This window comes from Leclercia sp. 29361 (genome assembly GCF_011290365.1).
Classification (GTDB): domain Bacteria; phylum Pseudomonadota; class Gammaproteobacteria; order Enterobacterales; family Enterobacteriaceae; genus Enterobacter; species Enterobacter tamurae.
The window spans coordinates 4,387,070-4,406,010 of sequence record NZ_CP049786.1 but is presented as its reverse complement, the minus strand read 5'-3'; the positions used below and the strand labels follow the sequence as shown (position 1 = coordinate 4,406,010).

The 18,941-nt window shown below is 53.2% G+C and carries 20 protein-coding genes; 13 read left to right on the top strand and 7 right to left on the bottom strand.

Annotated elements, in window-relative coordinates; genetic code table 11:
* Positions 1 to 46: 46 nt before the first annotated feature.
* The gene (locus G7090_RS21030) at positions 47 to 1,501 is read left to right on the top strand and encodes an NAD-dependent succinate-semialdehyde dehydrogenase (protein WP_106994865.1); all 1,455 of its coding nucleotides are present in this window, start codon (positions 47 to 49) and stop codon (positions 1,499 to 1,501) included.
* 45 nt (positions 1,502 to 1,546) lie between these two features.
* Complete coding sequence (locus G7090_RS21025; protein ID WP_166184270.1) at positions 1,547 to 1,819, top strand: barstar family protein; 273 nt, start codon at positions 1,547 to 1,549, stop codon at positions 1,817 to 1,819.
* Between the two features lie 57 nt (positions 1,820 to 1,876).
* Here G7090_RS21025 and yhcN (G7090_RS21020) read toward each other — a convergent pair whose 3' ends face one another.
* The 3 genes from yhcN (G7090_RS21020) to argR all read right to left on the bottom strand — a co-directional run bounded on the left by yhcN (G7090_RS21020) (position 1,877) and on the right by argR (position 3,367).
* Complete coding sequence (yhcN, locus tag G7090_RS21020; protein ID WP_106994863.1) at positions 1,877 to 2,143, bottom strand: peroxide/acid stress response protein YhcN; 267 nt, start codon at positions 2,141 to 2,143, stop codon at positions 1,877 to 1,879.
* Between the two features lie 113 nt (positions 2,144 to 2,256).
* A complete protein-coding gene (yhcN, locus tag G7090_RS21015; protein ID WP_106994862.1) occupies positions 2,257 to 2,520 on the bottom strand; it encodes a peroxide/acid stress response protein YhcN in 264 nt (87 codons plus the stop codon).
* 376 nt (positions 2,521 to 2,896) lie between these two features.
* Positions 2,897 to 3,367, bottom strand: a complete 471-nt coding sequence (gene argR, locus G7090_RS21010; protein WP_032614540.1) for a transcriptional regulator ArgR — start codon at positions 3,365 to 3,367, stop codon at positions 2,897 to 2,899.
* Positions 3,368 to 3,771: 404 nt separating this feature from the next.
* Here argR and mdh point away from each other — a divergent pair, with 404 nt between their 5' ends.
* Positions 3,772 to 4,710 carry a malate dehydrogenase gene (mdh, locus tag G7090_RS21005; RefSeq protein WP_032614538.1) on the top strand — a complete coding sequence of 313 codons (939 nt, stop codon included), beginning with the start codon at positions 3,772 to 3,774 and terminating at the stop codon, positions 4,708 to 4,710.
* Positions 4,711 to 4,778: 68 nt separating this feature from the next.
* Here the strand turns inward: mdh and degS are convergent, their stop codons facing one another.
* From degS to zapG, 3 genes are all read right to left on the bottom strand, one after another.
* Positions 4,779 to 5,846, bottom strand: coding sequence for an outer membrane-stress sensor serine endopeptidase DegS (gene degS / locus G7090_RS21000; protein WP_106994860.1), 1,068 nt, complete (start codon positions 5,844 to 5,846; stop codon positions 4,779 to 4,781).
* A gap of 88 nt (positions 5,847 to 5,934) precedes the next feature.
* Complete coding sequence (gene degQ, locus G7090_RS20995) at positions 5,935 to 7,299, bottom strand: serine endoprotease DegQ (RefSeq protein ID WP_106994859.1); 1,365 nt, start codon at positions 7,297 to 7,299, stop codon at positions 5,935 to 5,937.
* 170 nt (positions 7,300 to 7,469) lie between these two features.
* Entirely contained in the window at positions 7,470 to 7,868 is a 399-nt protein-coding gene (zapG, locus tag G7090_RS20990; RefSeq protein ID WP_166184268.1) for a Z-ring associated protein ZapG, read from the bottom strand.
* A gap of 190 nt (positions 7,869 to 8,058) precedes the next feature.
* On the opposite strand from zapG, the gene zapE reads away from it, so the two are divergent.
* From zapE to G7090_RS20940, 10 genes are all read left to right on the top strand, one after another.
* Positions 8,059 to 9,183 (top strand): cell division protein ZapE, encoded by a 1,125-nt coding sequence (gene zapE / locus G7090_RS20985; RefSeq protein ID WP_166184266.1) that lies wholly within the window; start codon positions 8,059 to 8,061, stop codon positions 9,181 to 9,183.
* Between the two features lie 338 nt (positions 9,184 to 9,521).
* A complete protein-coding gene (rplM, locus tag G7090_RS20980) occupies positions 9,522 to 9,950 on the top strand; it encodes a 50S ribosomal protein L13 (RefSeq protein ID WP_024551131.1) in 429 nt (142 codons plus the stop codon).
* 15 nt (positions 9,951 to 9,965) lie between these two features.
* Positions 9,966 to 10,358 carry a 30S ribosomal protein S9 gene (rpsI, locus tag G7090_RS20975; protein ID WP_003025138.1) on the top strand — a complete coding sequence of 131 codons (393 nt, stop codon included), beginning with the start codon at positions 9,966 to 9,968 and terminating at the stop codon, positions 10,356 to 10,358.
* A gap of 312 nt (positions 10,359 to 10,670) precedes the next feature.
* Positions 10,671 to 11,309: a stringent starvation protein SspA gene (gene sspA / locus G7090_RS20970; RefSeq protein ID WP_059307097.1), complete on the top strand. Its 639-nt coding sequence runs from the start codon at positions 10,671 to 10,673 to the stop codon at positions 11,307 to 11,309.
* A 5-nt stretch (positions 11,310 to 11,314) separates the two neighbouring features.
* Positions 11,315 to 11,800 (top strand): ClpXP protease specificity-enhancing factor, encoded by a 486-nt coding sequence (gene sspB, locus G7090_RS20965; RefSeq protein ID WP_106994896.1) that lies wholly within the window; start codon positions 11,315 to 11,317, stop codon positions 11,798 to 11,800.
* A gap of 484 nt (positions 11,801 to 12,284) precedes the next feature.
* Positions 12,285 to 12,998, top strand: coding sequence for a DUF1120 domain-containing protein (locus G7090_RS20960; RefSeq protein WP_166184263.1), 714 nt, complete (start codon positions 12,285 to 12,287; stop codon positions 12,996 to 12,998).
* Between the two features lie 194 nt (positions 12,999 to 13,192).
* Complete coding sequence (locus tag G7090_RS20955) at positions 13,193 to 13,864, top strand: fimbria/pilus chaperone family protein (protein ID WP_166184261.1); 672 nt, start codon at positions 13,193 to 13,195, stop codon at positions 13,862 to 13,864.
* 20 nt (positions 13,865 to 13,884) lie between these two features.
* Complete coding sequence (locus tag G7090_RS20950) at positions 13,885 to 16,260, top strand: fimbrial biogenesis usher protein (RefSeq protein ID WP_166184259.1); 2,376 nt, start codon at positions 13,885 to 13,887, stop codon at positions 16,258 to 16,260.
* Complete coding sequence (locus G7090_RS20945) at positions 16,257 to 16,787, top strand: hypothetical protein (protein ID WP_166184257.1); 531 nt, start codon at positions 16,257 to 16,259, stop codon at positions 16,785 to 16,787. The genes G7090_RS20950 and G7090_RS20945 overlap by 4 nt, the downstream gene beginning before the upstream one ends.
* A complete protein-coding gene (locus G7090_RS20940) occupies positions 16,784 to 17,485 on the top strand; it encodes a DUF1120 domain-containing protein (RefSeq protein WP_242685347.1) in 702 nt (233 codons plus the stop codon). The genes G7090_RS20945 and G7090_RS20940 overlap by 4 nt, the downstream gene beginning before the upstream one ends.
* Before the next feature lie 37 nt (positions 17,486 to 17,522).
* Here G7090_RS20940 and G7090_RS20935 read toward each other — a convergent pair whose 3' ends face one another.
* Positions 17,523 to 18,941 (bottom strand): glutamate synthase small subunit, encoded by a 1,419-nt coding sequence (locus G7090_RS20935; RefSeq protein ID WP_106994854.1) that lies wholly within the window; start codon positions 18,939 to 18,941, stop codon positions 17,523 to 17,525.

The window sequence follows — 18,941 nt, the reverse complement described above, 5'->3', positions numbered from 1 at the left end:
ACTATACTTATTCGGGCAAGTACTTAAACCCCGAATGGGAGGATACATGACTACCCAGGCTCTTCAGGACAGTGCGCTATTTCAGACAGGATATTTGGTCGATGGCGTATGGAAAACGCTCGATACCACATTCGATGTCGTTAACCCGGCCACTGGCGAGGTGATTGCCAGCGTGGCCAAAGCGGGCACCAAAGAGACCGAAGAGGCTATCGCCGCCGCGAGCCGTGCTTTCCCGGCGTGGCGTGCCAGAACCGCAAAAGAACGCTCGGCCATCCTCTATCGCTGGTATGAACTCATCATTGAGAACAAGCAGTGGCTTGGACAACTGATGACCACCGAGCAGGGTAAACCGCTGAAAGAGGCGGAGGGCGAGGTCGAGTATGCGGCCAGCTTTATTCAGTGGTTCGCCGAGCAGGCCAAACGCGCCAACGGTGAAATCATTCCCCCTGTGAAACCCGGCTCCCGCATTCTGGCCACCCGCGAACCCATTGGTGTGGTGGCGGCAATCACGCCGTGGAATTTCCCGATGGCGATGCTGACCCGCAAGCTCGGCCCGGCGCTGGCCGCAGGCTGTACCGGGGTGATCAAGCCAGCTAACAATACGCCGCTCAGCGCCTTTGCCCTGCTGACCCTGGCCAAAAAAGCAGGCGTCCCGGATGGCGTACTCAACGCGGTGGCGGGCAGTACCTCCGAGATCAGCGATGCGATCATGGCCAGTCATGAGGTGCGCAAAATCTCCTTTACCGGCTCGACGGCGGTCGGCAAAACGCTGGTACGCAATGCCGCCGAGACCATGAAAAAAGTCTCGATGGAGCTGGGCGGGAATGCGCCCTATATCGTCTTTGACGATGCCGATATCGATGCCGCGGTGAAAGGCGCTATTGCCAACAAATTCCGTAATGCCGGCCAGGTGTGCGTCAGCGTCAACCGTTTCTATATTCAGGAGTCGGTATATGACGCCTTTGTCAGCCAGCTCGCCGCCGCCGTAAACGACTTAAAAGTGGGGAACGGCCTGGAGGAGGGCACCGTAGTCGGGCCGCTGATTGAACCTGCCGCCGTGGACAAAGTGCGCGAGCATGTTGAGGACGCGGTCGCCAAAGGGGCGACGGTACTGGCAGGCGGCAAGGCGCACGAGCTGGGCGGCAACTTCTGGCAGCCAACGGTGTTGGGCGATTGTCATGAAGGCATGATGCTCGCCAGCGAAGAGACCTTTGGACCCGTTGCGGCCTGCTTCCGTTTTACCTCCGAAGAGGAGGTGATTCAGCGCGCCAATAATACGCCGTTTGGTCTGGCCGCCTATTTCTACACTCAGAATCTGCAGCGGGTATTCCGCGTCTCACAGGCCATTGAGAGCGGGATGATCGGGGTTAACGAATGTGCGGTCTCCACCGAACTGGGGCCATTTGGCGGGGTAAAAGAGTCAGGGCTGGGCCGTGAAGGGTCAGTATTGGGACTGGAGGAGTTCCTGGAAGTGAAAACCCTGCATATCGGGGGATTATAATCGACAGGGCGGCAGCAGCCGCCCGCCTGGACGGGGTGGCGGGAAATGAATATCTATACGTTTGATTTTGATGAAATCGACAGTCAGGAAGACTTTTATCGTGAGTTTTCACGAACCTTTGGCATAAAACGGGAGAGCGTGACGGACCTGGATTCTCTGTGGGAGATTGTCACCGGTAACCAGCTGCCGCTGCCGCTTGAAATTGAGTTTACCCATTTACCGGAAAAACTGCGCAGGCGCTTCGGGGCACTGATCCTGCTGTTTGATGAAGCGGAAGAGGAGCTGGAAGGGCAGATTCGCTTTAACGTTCGTCCGTAAAAGGCAAAAAAAGCCCCTGCGAGGCAGGGGCAAGTCGTAGTTCAATACGACGAGGGTTTATTTGTACAGCTCGGCCGTGGCATGCCAGTGGTCGCCTGTATTCATCTCGGTAATGCGATAGCTGCTGGCGCCCGCTTTTTCAGCTTTTGCGGCCAGGGCCTGACGGATATCCATTGGAGAACCGGCAACTTCAGTCACGCCTACGCTACCCATTGATTGCAGGTTTTGTGCTTGCTCCGCGGTAACCTGGTGCACAGCTGCGCTGGCACCGAATGAGAGAACGGAAGCTAAACCAAGGGTGGCGATGATTAATTTAGTGTTCATAGTCTTTACTCCTTACAGGGCACGTTCAACGGCAAGAAGGGTTGTGCTGCTATTTTTATGCCTGGTGTCGTTGAACTGAGATAACGGGTAGTTCGGGTTATGCGCGGTACGTCTTATTTGTACAGCTCAGCAGTAGCATGCCAGTGGTCACCGGTACGCGCTTCGATCACGCGGTAGGAGGAGGCACCCTGTTCCTGCGCTTTTTTGTTCAGCATCTGGTTCATGTCCATCGGAGAAGTACCGATTGCACCAACAGAAACAGTACCGATAGATTCGCGGGACTGGGCCTGATCGGCATTAATTGAATCGGCGGCAAAGGCACCGAAAGACAGGACAGACAGAACGCTTAGAGTGGCTACGGTTGTTTTGATTTTCATGATTCTTTTCCTCGTCATATTCTTTACTGGGGTCTTCGTTTCGTGACCCTCATCACAAAATCAAGTATACACTAATAACGGCAAAAATTAATACCATGCTAATTGTTTCTCGTGAAATTACGTATTAAGCAAATGATGTTTTATAACTGAAGAGAATAAAAAAGCGGGAGTCAGACGCGTGCCAGAGGCTTATTTTCAGAAAAATCAGTTAGATAGTAGAATTTGATTATTCGTGCGGTCGTGAAAGTATCATCCACTATATGAATGAATTGAAGTGGAAAAACGCACTATTTGTTAAATCGCAGATAACAGATTGTAAGGCAAAACGAGGCGGGAGCCGAAGATTCCCCGCTGCGCCAGGCAGCAGGGAAGAAGATCAGAGTTCCTGTTCGAACAGCACCAGAATGGCTTCGTAGAGGTCTTTCACCGAGAAACCATTAGCCGGGGTGGTGAAGATAGTATCGTCGCCGGCGATAGTGCCGAGAATACCTTCTGCTTTGCCGAGCGAGTCGAGCAGACGCGCAATCAGCTGGGCAGCGCCCGGGCTGGTGTGGATCACCACTACCGCATCGTTATAGTCGATATCCAGCACCAGATTCTTCAGCGGGCTCGAGGTGGTCGGTACGCCCAGTTCAGCAGGCAGACAGTAAACCATCTCCATTTTGGCGTTGCGGGTACGTACCGCGCCAAATTTGGTTAACATGCGGGAGACTTTCGACTGGTTGATATTTTCGAAGCCTTCTTCCTGTAAGGCCTGAACGATCTCACCCTGAGAACTAAACTTTTCTTCTTTAAGCAGCGCTTTGAACGCCTTAACCAATTCTTCTTGTTTAGAAGAGATTCGCATAAATCACCCGAAATATAGCGGTAGAAACAACATTATTATGCACATGGATGAATTTTTATGCAAACTATCTGCCCAGTCTTAGGCTGAAATAATGTTATGAAAGGGAGTGATTTTATCAAATTTCGTTATCAAGGAACATGCCTGCGTCACGCCTCGCAAATAAGCTTAAAAGTAAATTAAATGTTATCAAATTGATGTTGTTTTGGTGGCTGGCGAGGGTGTATTGTAACCCCCTCTTGATTCGTTGCTTAGTTATCGCATAACGCCTGATAGCCTTCCGGCAGAAGCGAAAAGCGCGTGACCGCTAATTCTCAAACCATGAAGATTGTAATTATTGATCTGCTGAATTAAGGTCGCCGCGACGGAGTAACAGAAAGTTAGCTCACCATAATAAGGAGTTTAGGATGAAAGTCGCAGTCCTCGGCGCTGCTGGCGGTATCGGCCAGGCGCTTGCCCTACTACTGAAAACTCAGCTGCCTGCAGGCTCAGAACTCTCTCTGTACGACATTGCCCCGGTAACCCCTGGTGTGGCGGTTGACCTGAGTCACATCCCGACGGCTGTCAAAATCAAAGGCTTCTCCGGTGAAGATGCGCGCCCGGCGCTCGAAGGCGCAGACGTTGTGCTGATCTCCGCAGGCGTGGCGCGTAAGCCAGGCATGGATCGTTCCGATCTGTTCAACGTGAATGCCGGTATCGTTAAGAACCTGATTCAGCAGGTCGCGACAACCTGTCCGAAAGCCTGCATCGGGATCATCACTAACCCGGTTAACACCACTGTTGCTATCGCAGCAGAAGTGCTGAAAAAAGCGGGCGTGTATGACAAGAACAAACTGTTTGGCGTGACCACGCTGGACATCATCCGCTCCAACACCTTTGTAGCGGAACTGAAAGGCAAGCAGCCAACCGAGCTGGAAGTGCCGGTTATCGGCGGCCACTCTGGCGTGACCATTCTGCCACTGCTGTCCCAGATCCCAGGCGTCAGCTTCACCGAGCAGGAAGTGGCTGACCTGACCAAACGTATCCAGAACGCTGGCACCGAAGTGGTGGAAGCGAAGGCGGGTGGCGGCTCTGCAACCCTCTCTATGGGTCAGGCGGCAGCACGTTTCGGTCTCTCTCTGGTGCGCGCCCTGCAGGGCGAGCAAGGCGTGGTGGAATGTGCGTACGTTGAAGGCGACGGCGAGCATGCACGCTTCTTCTCTCAGCCGCTGCTGCTGGGCAAAAACGGTATCGAAGAGCGTAAATCTATCGGCACCCTGAGCGCGTTCGAGCAGCAGGCGATGGCCGGCATGCTGGACACCTTGAAGAACGATATCGTTCTGGGCGAAGAGTTCGTTAACAAGTAAGCGACGCACTTCCCGTCAGGGCAATAAAAAACCGGAGCACTGACTCCGGTTTTTTTATGTCTGCTGACTTAGTTGGTGGCCGGGTATTCCTGAATGGTCACCTGCAGGGTCAGCTTCTTATCATCCCGCATCACTTCCACCGGAATGATGGAGCCAGGCCTGATCTCAGCCACCTGATCCATGGTCTCGAGGGCTGACAAGGCCGGTTTACCGTTCACCGAGACGATAACGTCATTAACCTTAATGCCAGCTTCCGCCGCCGGGCCGCCAGGAGTGACTTCGTTAACCACAATCCCCTGAATCTGATCGATGCCGCCACCCTGAGTATGCAGCGGAGCAATCTCACGCCCGCCAATGCCAATGTAGCCACGGATCACCCGTCCATCGCGAATGAGCTTATCCATAATCTTGTTGGCCAGCTGGAACGGGATGGCGAAGCCAATGCCTTCGGGCGTTTCCCCGTCGTTGCTCTTATCAAACGAGAGGGTATTGATGCCCATCAGCTCGCCCAGCGAGTTCACCAGCGCGCCGCCGGAGTTGCCGTGGTTGATAGAGGCGTCCGTCTGCAGGAAGTTCTGCCGCCCGGAGGGGTTCAGGCCGATACGCCCCGTCGCGCTGATAATCCCCTGGGTGATGGTCTGCCCGAGGTTGTAGGGGTTACCGATCGCCAGCACCACGTCACCGATATGCGGGGTACGTTTACGGTTGATAGGGATGATGGGCAGGCCGCCCGTGGCATTAATTTTGAGGACCGCCAGATCCGTCAGGCTGTCAGAACCTACCAGCAGGGCCTCAAAGACGCGACCGTCCTGCAGCGCAACGATGATCTGATCGGCATCGTTGATCACATGTTTGTTGGTAATGATGTAGCCGCGTTCATCCATGATCACCCCGGAGCCCAGGGTACGGATCTCCAGCTGATTATGGCTGGTGCTGTTCAGGCCGCGGTTATAGACGTTAACCACCGCAGGCGCGGCGCGGCGTACTGCCTGATTGTAACTGGCAGGTGTTTCATCTGCGCTGTCAAATTGCGGCGCAGCCAGCTGATTAAACTGACGTAAAGAGGGCATCGCGACCAGTAACAGGCCACCTACAACCAGGCCGATGGCGACCGAACGAATGAGCTTTAAAACCATGATACGGGCGTCGTTAAGGGAAGATCGCAAGCAGCATAGCATGACTTATCCGGACATCACACGTGGTGATGTCCGGACGCGTACAGGCTTAACGCAGCAGAATATAGAGTGTGTCGTTACCGCGCACGATCTGCAGGGCGATAACGGTCGGTTTGCCTTCCAGCACTTTGCGCATTTCGGCGATGGACTGCACACGAACGCGGTTCACCCCGATGATCACGTCATTCTCATGCAGACCGGCCTGGGCTGCAGGGCTGCTCTTCTCGACGCTGTCGAGGGTGATGCCTTTAGTGCCGTCTTTCAACTGCCCGTCGCTTAAGGTCGCCCCTTGCAGTGCCGGGGCAATCATCTCTGCGCTGGCGGATGATGAGGTGCTTTTATCCAGCGTGACCTGCAGATCCAGCGGCTTGCCGTCACGCAGAATGCCGAGCTTAACCGTGGCACCCGGCTCCGTGGTAGCGATGCGCGAACGCAGTTCGGCAAAGCTGCTTAACGGTTTGTCATTCAGGCTGACGATCACGTCCCCGGATTTGACCCCCGCTTTTGCCGAGCCGGAATTCGGTAACACTTCGCTGACGAAGGCGCCGCGCTGCACGTTCAGGTTGAACGCTTTGGCAATATCCGCGCTCATTTCCGTGCCTTTGATGCCCAGCAGCCCACGTTTGACTTCGCCAAACTCAATCAGCTGCTGTGCCAGAGTGCGGGCCATATTGCTGGGGATGGCAAAACCGATCCCGACGCTGCCGCCGCCAGGCGCCAGAATGGCGGTGTTAATGCCGATCAGCTCCCCGTTCAGGTTCAGCAGGGCGCCGCCGGAGTTACCGCGGTTAATGGAGGCGTCAGTCTGGATAAAGTTTTCCAGCCCTTCGAGGTTCAGGCCACTGCGACCCAGGGCAGAAACGATGCCGGAGGTGGCCGTCTGGCCGAGGCCGAAGGGGTTACCGACCGCGACGGCGAAATCCCCGACGCGTAACTTATCGGAATCCGCGATGGCGATCTGCGTCAGACCGGTTGGGTTCTGTAACTGCAGCAGGGCGATATCACTCTGATCGTCCCCGCCAATCAGTTTGGCCTCGAACTCGCGACCATCGTTCATCTGGACGCTGATTTTATCGGCATGGCTGATAACGTGGTTATTGGTCAGGACATAGCCTTTCGCGGCATCGATCACCACGCCGGAGCCGAGACCCTCAAAAGGCTGAGCCTGGTCAGGGGCCTCATCGCCAAAATACTTTTTCAGCTCCTCCGGGATGCGCTGACTTTGCACGGCGGTGCCTTCAACCTGCACGCTGACGACAGCAGGCAGGACTTTTTCCAGCATCGGGGCAAGGCTCGGGAGCGCCGCCTGGCCCGGAACCTGCGAGGGGATTGCGGCCGCCGCCGGATATGATGCCGACAGCGATAATCCGATACTCAATGCTAACGCGCTCAACAGCTGATTTTTTTTGTTCATTTATGCTGGCTCTCGCAACCTGGAATGGAGGAATAACGGCCCAAAAACAGTCTGATGTTATTGAATTTTAAAACGCTGGACAATGAGGTGTTTGACTAAATAATAGCTGGGGTCGGGAAGAAAGGACGGGCGCAAGGGCTGCGCCCGTAAAATTTATTTGTGATGTGCGATTAATCGCGCTTTGCGCCACCGCGCAGCAGGCCGGATGCGCCTTCGGAGTAGTCACGTGGCATCTGTACAGGCGCCTGATCGTTACCGGCTTCGGACTCCGCCAGACGGTTGCGGAACGGATTGTTCTCCGCGCTCATCTCCGGCAGCAGGCTGCTGGAGCTTTTCGCCATGTGCTGATAAAGCTTGCGGTAATCATGGGCCATGTTGTCCAGCAGCTCGGCGCTCTGGGCAAAGTGGCTTACCAGCTCTTCGCGATACTCATCCAGCTCAGCTCTGTTCTTTTCCAGTTCGTACTGTAACGCCTGTTGCTGGCGCAATTTACGATTTCCAAAACGCATGGCCACGGCGCCAATAGCGATGCCGACGACTAAACCAATTAGCGCATATTCCCAGGTCATGAACTTCTCCCGTTGTCTTGTGGTTCCGTAGGGTGTTGGCTCGGCTTCATGCCTGTGCCTGATTATGCCACTATAACCGCTATTTCCTTAGAAGTGGAATCCCACCGCATCATCGCGTACTGTAGAACGGCCTTTTTTTCGCCAACTGAGCAGGCTGGCGGGTATTAATTGAAGGAATAACAATAAGATTATGCAAAGCCTTTCCCCGACATCGCGTTACCAACAGGCCCTGAATGAGGGCTCCCACCAGCCAGATGATGTACAGCGTGAAGCGGTAAATCGTCTGGACAGTATCTGGCAGTCATTGACCACCCAGCCGACCGGGACCGCACCTGCGGCAGGACTCAAGGCTGCGTTTGGACGGCTGCTGGGTAAGAAAGCGCCGCAGAGCGTCACGCCGGTACGCGGTTTATATATGTGGGGAGGGGTAGGGCGCGGTAAAACCTGGCTGATGGATCTGTTTTACCAGAGCCTGCCGGGAACGCGTAAGCAGCGTCTGCATTTTCACCGCTTTATGCTGCGGGTGCATGAAGAGCTGACCGCCCTGCAGGGGCAAAGCGATCCGCTGGATATCGTTGCCGAACGCTTTAAAGCCGAAACCGACGTGCTGTGCTTTGATGAGTTTTTTGTGTCAGATATTACCGACGCCATGCTGCTGGGTGGGTTGATGAAAGCGCTGTTTGCCCGGGGCATTACGCTGGTGGCAACCTCCAACATCCCACCGGATGAGCTGTACCGTAACGGTCTGCAACGCGCTCGCTTCCTGCCCGCTATCGATGCGATAAAAGCGCATTGCGACATCATGAATGTCGATGCTGGCGTCGACTATCGTCTGCGGACGCTGACTCAGGCTCATCTGTGGATTTCGCCGTTGAACGACGATACGCAAAGGCAGATGGACAAACTGTGGCTGGCGCTGGCCGGGGCCGGGCGTGATAACGCAGCCGTGCTGGAGGTGAATCATCGCCCGCTACAAACCCTGGGCACCGTCAATCAAACCCTCGCCGTGTCGTTTGCGACCCTGTGTGTCGATGCCCGCAGCCAGCACGACTATATTGCGCTCTCACGCCTGTTCCATACGGTGATGCTGTTTGATGTTCCGGTGATGACCACGCTGATGGAGAGCGAAGCCCGACGCTTTATCGCGCTGGTCGATGAGTTTTACGAACGCCACGTCAAGCTGGTGGTGAGCGCCGCTGTGCCTTTATATGACATCTATCAGGGGGAGCGGCTGAAGTTTGAGTTCCAGCGCTGCCTGTCGCGCCTGCAGGAGATGCAGAGCGAAGAGTACCTGAAGCGCGAGCACATGCCATAATAAATGCCACCCTCTCCCCGTGGGAGAGGGGCTGGGGGTGAGGGCACCAGACCGCACTGTTCACCGTAAGAGAGAGGCCAGGGGTGAGGGCACCAGACCGCACTTTCCTCACCCCGGAAAAACCCGCGTCAAATCACAATTAGGGGTCGACCTTTACCCCTGACTTCTCTATAATCTTGCGACCCCACGTTACAAGAAGGTTTTTTTCCCAAAACTTTCTCTGCGCCGGCATAGGCTATTCGAAGGGGTAGGTTTGCTGGACAATGTCGTGTGAACCTCAACTACTAAACGTTTGGGTGTTCACCAACGTGTAACTTATTTATTTGGGTAAGCTTTTAATGAAAACTTTTACAGCTAAACCAGAAACCGTAAAACGCGACTGGTATGTTGTTGACGCGACCGGTAAAACTCTGGGCCGTCTGGCTACCGAACTGGCTCGTCGCCTGCGCGGTAAGCACAAAGCGGAATACACTCCGCACGTAGATACTGGTGATTACATCATCGTTCTGAACGCTGACAAAGTTGCTGTAACCGGCAACAAGCGTACTGACAAAGTGTACTATCACCACACCGGCCACATCGGCGGTATTAAACAAGCGACCTTTGAAGAGATGATTGCCCGCCGTCCTGAGCGTGTGATTGAAATCGCGGTTAAAGGCATGCTGCCAAAAGGCCCGCTGGGTCGTGCTATGTACCGTAAACTGAAAGTTTACGCAGGTAACGAGCACAACCACGCGGCACAGCAACCGCAAGTTCTTGACATCTAATCGGGATTATAGGCAATGGCTGAAAATCAATACTACGGCACTGGTCGCCGCAAAAGCTCCGCCGCTCGCGTGTTCATCAAACCGGGCAGTGGTAAAATCGTAATCAACCAACGTTCTCTGGAACAGTACTTCGGTCGTGAAACTGCCCGCATGGTAGTTCGTCAGCCGCTGGAACTGGTCGACATGGTTGAGAAACTGGATCTGTACATCACTGTTAAAGGTGGTGGTATCTCTGGTCAGGCTGGTGCGATCCGTCACGGTATCACCCGCGCTCTGATGGAGTACGACGAGTCCCTGCGTGGCGAACTGCGTAAAGCAGGCTTCGTTACTCGTGATGCTCGTCAGGTTGAACGTAAGAAAGTCGGTCTGCGTAAAGCACGTCGTCGTCCACAGTTCTCCAAACGTTAATTGGTTTCTGCTTCGGCAGACAACAATTGGCGAAAAACCCGCTTCGGCGGGTTTTTTTATGGGTAACGCCTAGGTTATCCACATTCAGACGTCCTTTCTGCCCTCTTTTTCCGCATTTCCAGAATCGCCTCACCACAAAGGCCGCAAAATCTGGTAAACTATCATCCACTTTTCTGTCCAGATAACGGTGAATGCTCGATTTTTGTTCTCTTTTTGAACAAGAGGAGAAATTCTCAGGGATGGACAACAAAACATCTGGCTAGCCTGTATGGCTGGTAGCAGTAAAAATTCTGAATATACCTGGAGGTTTTCATGGCTGTCGCTGCCAACAAACGTTCGGTAATGACGCTGTTTTCTGGTCCTACTGACATTTATAGCCATCAGGTTCGTATCGTGCTGGCCGAGAAGGGTGTCAGTTTTGAGATCGAGCATGTGGAAAAGGATAACCCGCCTCAGGATCTTATCGATCTCAATCCAAGCCAGAGCGTACCAACGCTGGTGGATCGTGAGCTGACCCTGTGGGAATCCCGTATCATTATGGAATACCTGGATGAGCGTTTCCCTCATCCGCCACTGATGCCGGTCTACCCGGTTGCACGTGGTGAAAGCCGCCTGTACATGCAGCGTATCGAGAAAGACTGGTATACGCTGATGAACGTTATTGTGAACGGTTCCTCTTCAGAAGCCGATGCTGCACGTAAACAGCTGCGTGAAGAGCTGCTGGCGATTGCACCGGTATTCGGTCAGCGTCCGTTCTTCCTGAGCGACGAATTCAGTCTGGTCGATTGCTACCTGGCTCCGCTGCTGTGGCGTCTGCCGATTCTGGGCGTCGAATTTAGCGGCCCGGGTGCGAAAGAGCTGAAAGGCTACATGACGCGTGTCTTCGAGCGCGACTCTTTCCTGGCTTCACTGACAGAAGCTGAACGTGAAATGCGTCTCGGCCGGGGTTAATGATTGTGGAAATGTCACAGCTGTCTCCACGCCGTCCGTATCTGCTGCGCGCCTTCTATGAATGGCTGCTGGATAACCAGCTCACGCCGCACCTGGTTGTGGATGTGACGTTGCCGGGCGTGCAGGTTCCTATGGAATATGCACGTGACGGTCAAATCGTATTGAACATTGCCCCGCGAGCTGTGGGTGGTCTGGAGCTGGCGAACGATGAAGTTCGCTTCAATGCCCGCTTCGGTGGTGTGCCGCGCCAGGTCTCTGTGCCGCTGGCTGCCGTACTGGCCATCTATGCCCGTGAAAACGGCGCAGGCACCATGTTCGAGCCGGAAGCGGCATACGATGAAGAAGGTGCCACGCTGAATGATGAAAACGGCGGAACCGAAAGCGAAACGGTCATGTCGATCATCGACGGGGATAAACCGGATCACGATGATGATCCTGATGATACACCACCTCCGCGTGGCGGCCGTCCGGCACTGCGCGTTGTGAAATAAAAAAAGGGCCTCAGGCCCTTTTTTTATGTCCAATGATCGCTCCATCTACGAGTTATCATAGTTACTCATACAATATTAAAATACAAAATGTTGATGACATATAAAACATCTATCAATACTGGGCTGCAATATATTACCGGGGGTAACCAGTTTTTGGTTTCTGGTAGCAACATATATTAGTGCTGTGATTGGTTTTTTCAGACGGTATCAATAGTCTTATTCCTTATATACGTATAAGCAAAAGATAAAAAATGAAGTACATGATTATCATAACTTCCTGTGTATAAATGGAAGGAATGTTTTGGTCTATGTTAATAGATGTTGTAGTGAACTTAAATGATATATTTAAGGCTTTCTTGTATGCTTACGGTCACTATTTATTACAAATAGTCTGTGGATATATCTATTCACTGCACACCTCATTATTTTGTAGGGACATACTCAACAACGTCCATTGTTGATTAGTAATATTTAAGGAAAAGTGATGACCGTATTTAAGAAAACATTATCTGCGCTGGGCGTATGTGCTGCGCTGCTGGTATCTGCTCAGGCAATTGCTGCTAATGAAGCAACATTAAAAGTCACCGGTACCATCGTACCTGCCGCTTGTACCCCAGCTCTGAGCAATGGCGGTGAAGTTGCTTTTGGTTCGATTGCTGCTTCTACAATCAATAACGCTCCAGCGGGAAATGGTCTTGTTCAACTGGGTTCGAAGGATATTACCTTCACAATCTCCTGTGAAGCGGCTGCGTCGGTTGGTTTTAAAATGATCGATAACCGCAGCAGCTCTGCTGTAGCACTGTCTGCCAGCAATTATATTGTTTCTCCATTCTCTGGCGGCACGGCTGCTAACCAAAGCTATGTAGGCTTTGGTCTGGGTCTGGCACCAAATAATGCCAAAATCGGCGCTTATAGTGTCTCCATCGATGGTGGAAATGTTACTGCGGATGGCCTTTCAACGGCCACCGTCATCTCGGATGATGAAGGCAGAACCTGGCGTACAGCGGGTAATGCTCTCCAGGTTGCTGATAATGCGCGGATCGTAACTGTCGCGAATACCGGTAGCTCTACACCTAAACTGTTCACCGATGCATCGTTTCCTCTGAAAATTTCCGCCGGTGTCCAGACTGCCTCTATTCTGGGTTCTGACGAAATTGAATTCGATGGTAATGCAACGCTGAGCCTCGTCTATCTCTAACAGACATTAATATAAATGCGTGCGGCGTAAGATACGCTAAAGTACAACCAGACGTCGCACCGCATTTTAAATGCTATTATCTTTATTTTAAATTTATACGTTCGAGGTAAGATTATTTTTATCTTACTCTAAAGGTTTTTCTTTATCTCCGGGAATTAATTTAAATTTTCATTGTTATATTTACTGAGAGTTTTATGAAAAGCAGCGTTATTATTTCCCTGTTGTTTTTTTCGGTACAGGCTTTCGCCACTGGGATGGTACCAGAAACGTCCGTATTACTGGTTGATGCTATGAAAGGTGAAGCCAGCATGAATATTACCAATACGGATTCAAAGCCCGCTCTGTTATACACCAATATTGTTGATCTCCCTGAAAGCAATAAATCTGTTCGTCTGATTGTTTCTCAGCCTGTCGTACGCGTTGAAGCCGGGGCCGTGCAACGAATGCGTTTTCTTCTGCAAATGGAAAAGCCGCTAATGCAAGAGGAACTGAAACGGGTCACCTTTGAGGGCATTCCACCGAAAGAAAAAGGTAAGGAGAGGCTGGCTGTTACCATTCGTCAGGATTTACCGGTGATTATTCATCCCGCAGGGCTGGCGGAGGATATCGCCCCATGGAAGCACCTGCAGTGGCAAAAAAAGGGTAACTTCCTGATAGTTAACAATCCATCAAATTATGTCGTTCGGATGACGACAGGGTTTAAATCATTGCCCTCGGGCCAGCAAGGCCGACTGAAAAACACGTATTTACTCCCACACACCAGCATGACGGTCCCTTTACCGGATAAAGCTGATACGCAGATCGAATTCTATCCAGCCAGTCGTTACGGATATAAAGGCGAGCGTCATATCGCACCATTACAATAAACGGTGTAAGAGAAACAAGGATGTTTAAAAGAACGCTGCTCATGTGTGCAGTCAGTTTACTTTGTTCGCGCCAGGGAAAGGCTGCTGACATTGAAACCGGCGCCATCGAATTTGATACTGAAACGTTAAAATCGCTGGGCATTGATCCTGGAGTATCTGAGTACTTTGCGCATAAATCACGCTTTATGCCCGGAGCAGCTCCAGTGACCATGAAGGTCAACGGCCTGGAGAAAGGACACTTTGTAGCGAAAATTCAGCAGGATGGGGAGATCTGCTTCGATCGAGCATTGATGGAGCATGCGAGCATACGAGTGCCAGATGATTACCATGATGGCTGCTACGATTACCTTAAGTCCCATCCGGAAGCGGTGATAAATCTTCTGCCGGGGCAGGAGTTAATTGAATTAATTGTTCCTCCGGGCGAAATAACCCGTCAGCACATGTTCGCATCTGACTTTGCGATGGATGGCACGGCTGCGGTACTGAATTATTCAGCTATGTCTTCCCGCAGTGAATACAGGGGCGGCAGGAGCAACTATTCTCAGGCTCAGCTGGATGGAGGAATAAATACCGCGGGCTGGTTACTTCGAACTCATCAGTTGTTAAGTCAATCGCAGGGGCGGTTTAATAGTGAAAACAGCCAGACATGGATGCAGCGGACCTTTGTAGATTTGCATACCACCGCCAGGATGGGCGAAGTGAGTATGAATAACACCTTGCTGGAAGGTACCGGTTTATACGGTATCGCATTCTCACCAGAAAACAGTCTGGGATCGTCGGAAAGTCCGGTTAACGTCAGCGGGATTGCCAATACGTCACAAGCTCGTGTTGAAGTTCGTCAGCAGGGCATCCTGGTCTATTCGACGCTGGTACCCGTTGGTCCCTTTACGCTAACCGATGTTTCACTGCGTAACTACACCAGCGATCTCAACGTAACGGTTATCGAAACCGACGGCAGCCAGCACAGTGTCGTACTTCCTGCTTCTCTCTATTTGCAACGGATGAGAAACCCTGCCGGGCTCTTTTTATCTATTGGTCGGGTCAGTGATGATTACAGCGATAAACCCCTGGTAGCGAGTGCTTCTGGCGGGTGGCGGCTGCTTCCGGGCAGCAATGCCAACGTGGGTATGATTCTGGCTGAAGAATTTCTGGCAGCCGGGCTTGGTATCGATACCTCACCAACGGCGGCAACCCTGCTGAGCCTGAAAATGAACCAGTCCTTCGATAAAAAACATACCCGTCAGGGACAGAGTTATCGTGCGGAAGCCAGTATTGTGTCGCAGTTGGGGATTAGTGTGACAGCGGCATCAACCTGGTATTCGTCGGGCTATCAGGAATTTTCACAATTCATCGATAAAGATTTCGCAGCGGCAAAACAGCATGAGTACTCTGTCGGGCTGCAGTGGCAAACCAACAAAATCGGCACGATTAGCACCAGCTTCTATGAGACCAAAAACCGCAATCGCAACGGAAAATCACGATACTTCACCGCCGGCTGGGGGAAAGATATTCTCTCTGCTTATGTTTCTGCTAACTGGCAGCACCAGCTGAGCAAGGATAGCGACGGAAAAACGGACGATCTCTTCTATCTCAATATCAGCTTCCCGCTCGGTAAAAGCAGTGTGAATTCCTATGCCCGGCGTGAGGGCAACACTTCCCGTTTTGGCTCGACGATTACCGGTAATATCTCTGACGATAATCTTTATTCGTTGGGCGCTGAGGCGGGCCAGCAGGAGGATGACAGAAGTGTCAGCGCCGGCCTGAGCAGTAATCTGCACTATTCGCAGGTGATGCTGAATGCCAACCTGGCCGGAGAGAACCGTCGCAACTACTCCGGCTCATTGCAGGGCGGTATCGTGGCTCATGCGAATGGAGTGACGTTCTCGCCGTTACCGGTACGCGAAACCTTCGGGGTTGTCTCACTGGATAAGGATGTTGCCGGGGTAAAAATTGATACCCCGCAGGGGCCGGTATGGACGGATTATCGCGGCTATGCCGTACTGCCCTCACTCAACGCGTGGCGCCAGTCTCGCATAGAGATAGGTACCGAAACCTTGCCTAAAAATATGGATGTCGGCAATGGCATACGGGTACTTAAACAGGGACGTGGTTCCGTGGGCAAGGTGCAGTTTACGGCGATCGCCCAGCGTCGCGTTCTGCTGGAAGTGAGTACCAGTGATGGCAAAAAATTGCCGAAAAATCTCGCTATTACCGACGAGCGCGGTAATTACCTTACCACGTCTGTCGACGAGGGAGTGGTGTTCCTGAACGACGCCACTGCCAGTCAGATTCTGGTCGCCCAGAAGGCGCCTGATCATTGTCGCATTGTCTTGACGCTGCCTGAAAAAGTACAGAGTGATGTCTTCTATGAAACGGCAAAGGGAGTATGCCAATGAGATCCTTTCTGTTGTTTGCTGTGCTGTTCGCCGTGCCGGTCCTGAGTTGGGCCGATTGCCAGCTCATCGCCAGCCAGCAAAAGATGACCTACAGCCGGTTAAGTGCTGCCGAACGGCAGCAGGCCAACGCACAATTCATCACGCTACCGGAAAAGCAGATCCAGGTGCAGGCGGTCTGTAGCGAACCGCAGCGCATCCGCCTGTTTGTGGGCAGTGATTTATCGCGAAACGGCACGTTTTCATTGGGCAGCGAAGGGGAGATGCAGATCATCGCCTTAAACGCACATGTTGATGATCGGCCGGTTCAACTTGCAACGGTACAGATGAATGACGCTATCCCCCGTACGGGTGGCAGTCAACAGCTTAACGTTGTACTGAATCAGGGGCTGGCGTTTATCACGGGTGAAGAGGTCCGTGGCAAAACGGCCTCGGTTACTTTCTCGGTTGTTTCGCGGATAAAGCCGGGAACCATTACCGACAGAACGACCTGGCGCGGCAACCTGAACATAAAACTGGATGTGCAATGATGCGAGCGGTTTACCTGTTTCTTACGGCCTTGATGGCCAGCTCTGCGCTGGCGCAGGACAGCGTCAGTATCGACATTGATATCACCGCCGATGCTGCCGCCTGCACGCCGACCCTGAGCAATAACGGAGTAGCGGATTTTAATTCCCGCAGCATCGGCAGTTTATCGGCCCACGCCTTTACCCAACTGGGGACACGGGATCTGACCTTAACCCTTACCTGTGAATCCTCCACGGCAGTCGCTATCACCGCGCGCGATAACCGGGCCGCCTCGATGATCTACGGTATCGATGATAAAGGTCAGCAGGGGGCGCGTTTTCAGATCAACGGCGGGCAGTATATTTCTGACAAAGAACGCCTTTTTGGTCTTGGCATGACCGCAGAAAATCACCCTATCGGCAGCTACGCTGTCCAGATCGATAGTGCTGGCGTGACGGCAACGGAGGGCGATCGCAGCGTGGCGGTGGATATAGCCGGGGCGGCAAATCTGGAGGGGCCATGGATGAAAACCGATCTGTTACCGCTCCCTGCGAGCCAGGATTACTTTTACACCTTTGTGCAGAGGGGAACATTGAGCCCGCAGCCGGTCAGCTCCGCAACGATCCCGTTGCAGATCAGCGCCACGGTGGCGAATCAGTTGAGCAGTAGCCAGACAATTAAGTTAGACGGTGAAGCGGTGATCAGCCTCGTCTATCTGTAATGGCGGATCGGCGAGGGGGCTCGCCGATCCGGGAGGATCAAACTTCGAGGAAGTTCATAATGCCGTCTGCCGCTTTACGGCCTTCGGCAATGGCGGTCACTACCAGGTCAGAACCGCGAACGATATCACCACCGGCGAAGATTTTCGGGTTGCTGGTCTGGAAGGCGTTTTCGCTGCCTTCCGGGGCGATGATGCGGCCCTGAGAGTCCAGCTCGACGCTGTGCTTCGCCAGCCACTCCATGCTGTGAGGACGGAAACCAAACGCCATCACTACCGCATCGGCCGGGATCACATACTCGGAACCGGCAACGATCTCCGCACGACGACGGCCTTTGGCATCCGGGGCGCCCATTTCGGTACGCGCCATCTTCACGCCGCTGACCTTGCCGTTGGCATTCACTTCAATACCCAGAGGCTGGATATTGAACTGGAACTCGACGCCCTCTTCACGCGCGTTTTTCACTTCGCGTTTTGATCCCGGCATGTTCTCTTCGTCACGACGATAGGCGCAGATCACGTGCGTCGCATTCTGACGAATGGAGGTGCGCACGCAGTCCATCGCGGTATCACCGCCGCCAAGCACGACCACGCGTTTGCCTTCCATGCTGACGTAGGGCTCAGCGGCGGTTTCGCCGTAACCCATCATCTGCTTGGTGTTGGCAATCAGGAACGGCAGGGCATCGAATACGCCGTTAGCATCTTCGTTTTCCAGTCCGCCACGCATCGACTGATAGGTGCCGACGCCCAGGAATACGGCGTCGTAATCTTTCAGCAGATCGTCGAGCTGCACGTCACGGCCCACTTCGGTATTGAGTTTGAACTCAATGCCCATGCCGGTGAAGATGTCACGGCGACGGGTCATCACCTCTTTTTCCAGCTTGAAGGCCGGAATACCGAAGGTCAGCAGACCGCCGATCTCCGGATGACGGTCAAACACCACCGCTTTCACGCCGTTACGGGTCAGGACGTCGGCACAGGCCAGGCCTGCCGGACCTGCGCCGATGATCGCCACGCGTTTGTCAGTCTGACGCACGCCGGTCATATCCGGGCGCCAGCCCATCTCGAACGCTTTATCGTTGATATAGCGTTCTATGTTGCCGATGGTCACCGCACCGAACTCGTCGTTGAGGGTACAGGAACCTTCACACAGACGGTCCTGCGGACACACGCGGCCGCACACTTCCGGCAGGGTGTTGGTCTGGTGAGACAGTTCGGCGGCCTCGAAAATACGCCCTTCGTTGGCCAGCTTCAGCCAGTTCGGGATGTAGTTATGCACCGGGCATTTCCACTCGCAATACGGGTTACCGCAGGACAGGCAGCGGTCTGCCTGAGCTTTGGCCTGGCCTTCGGAAAACGGCTCGTAAATTTCAACAAATTCAATTTTACGGATCTTCAGCGGCTTCTTCGGCGGATCCACACGCTGCAGGTCGATAAACTGGTAAACATTCTGGCTCAT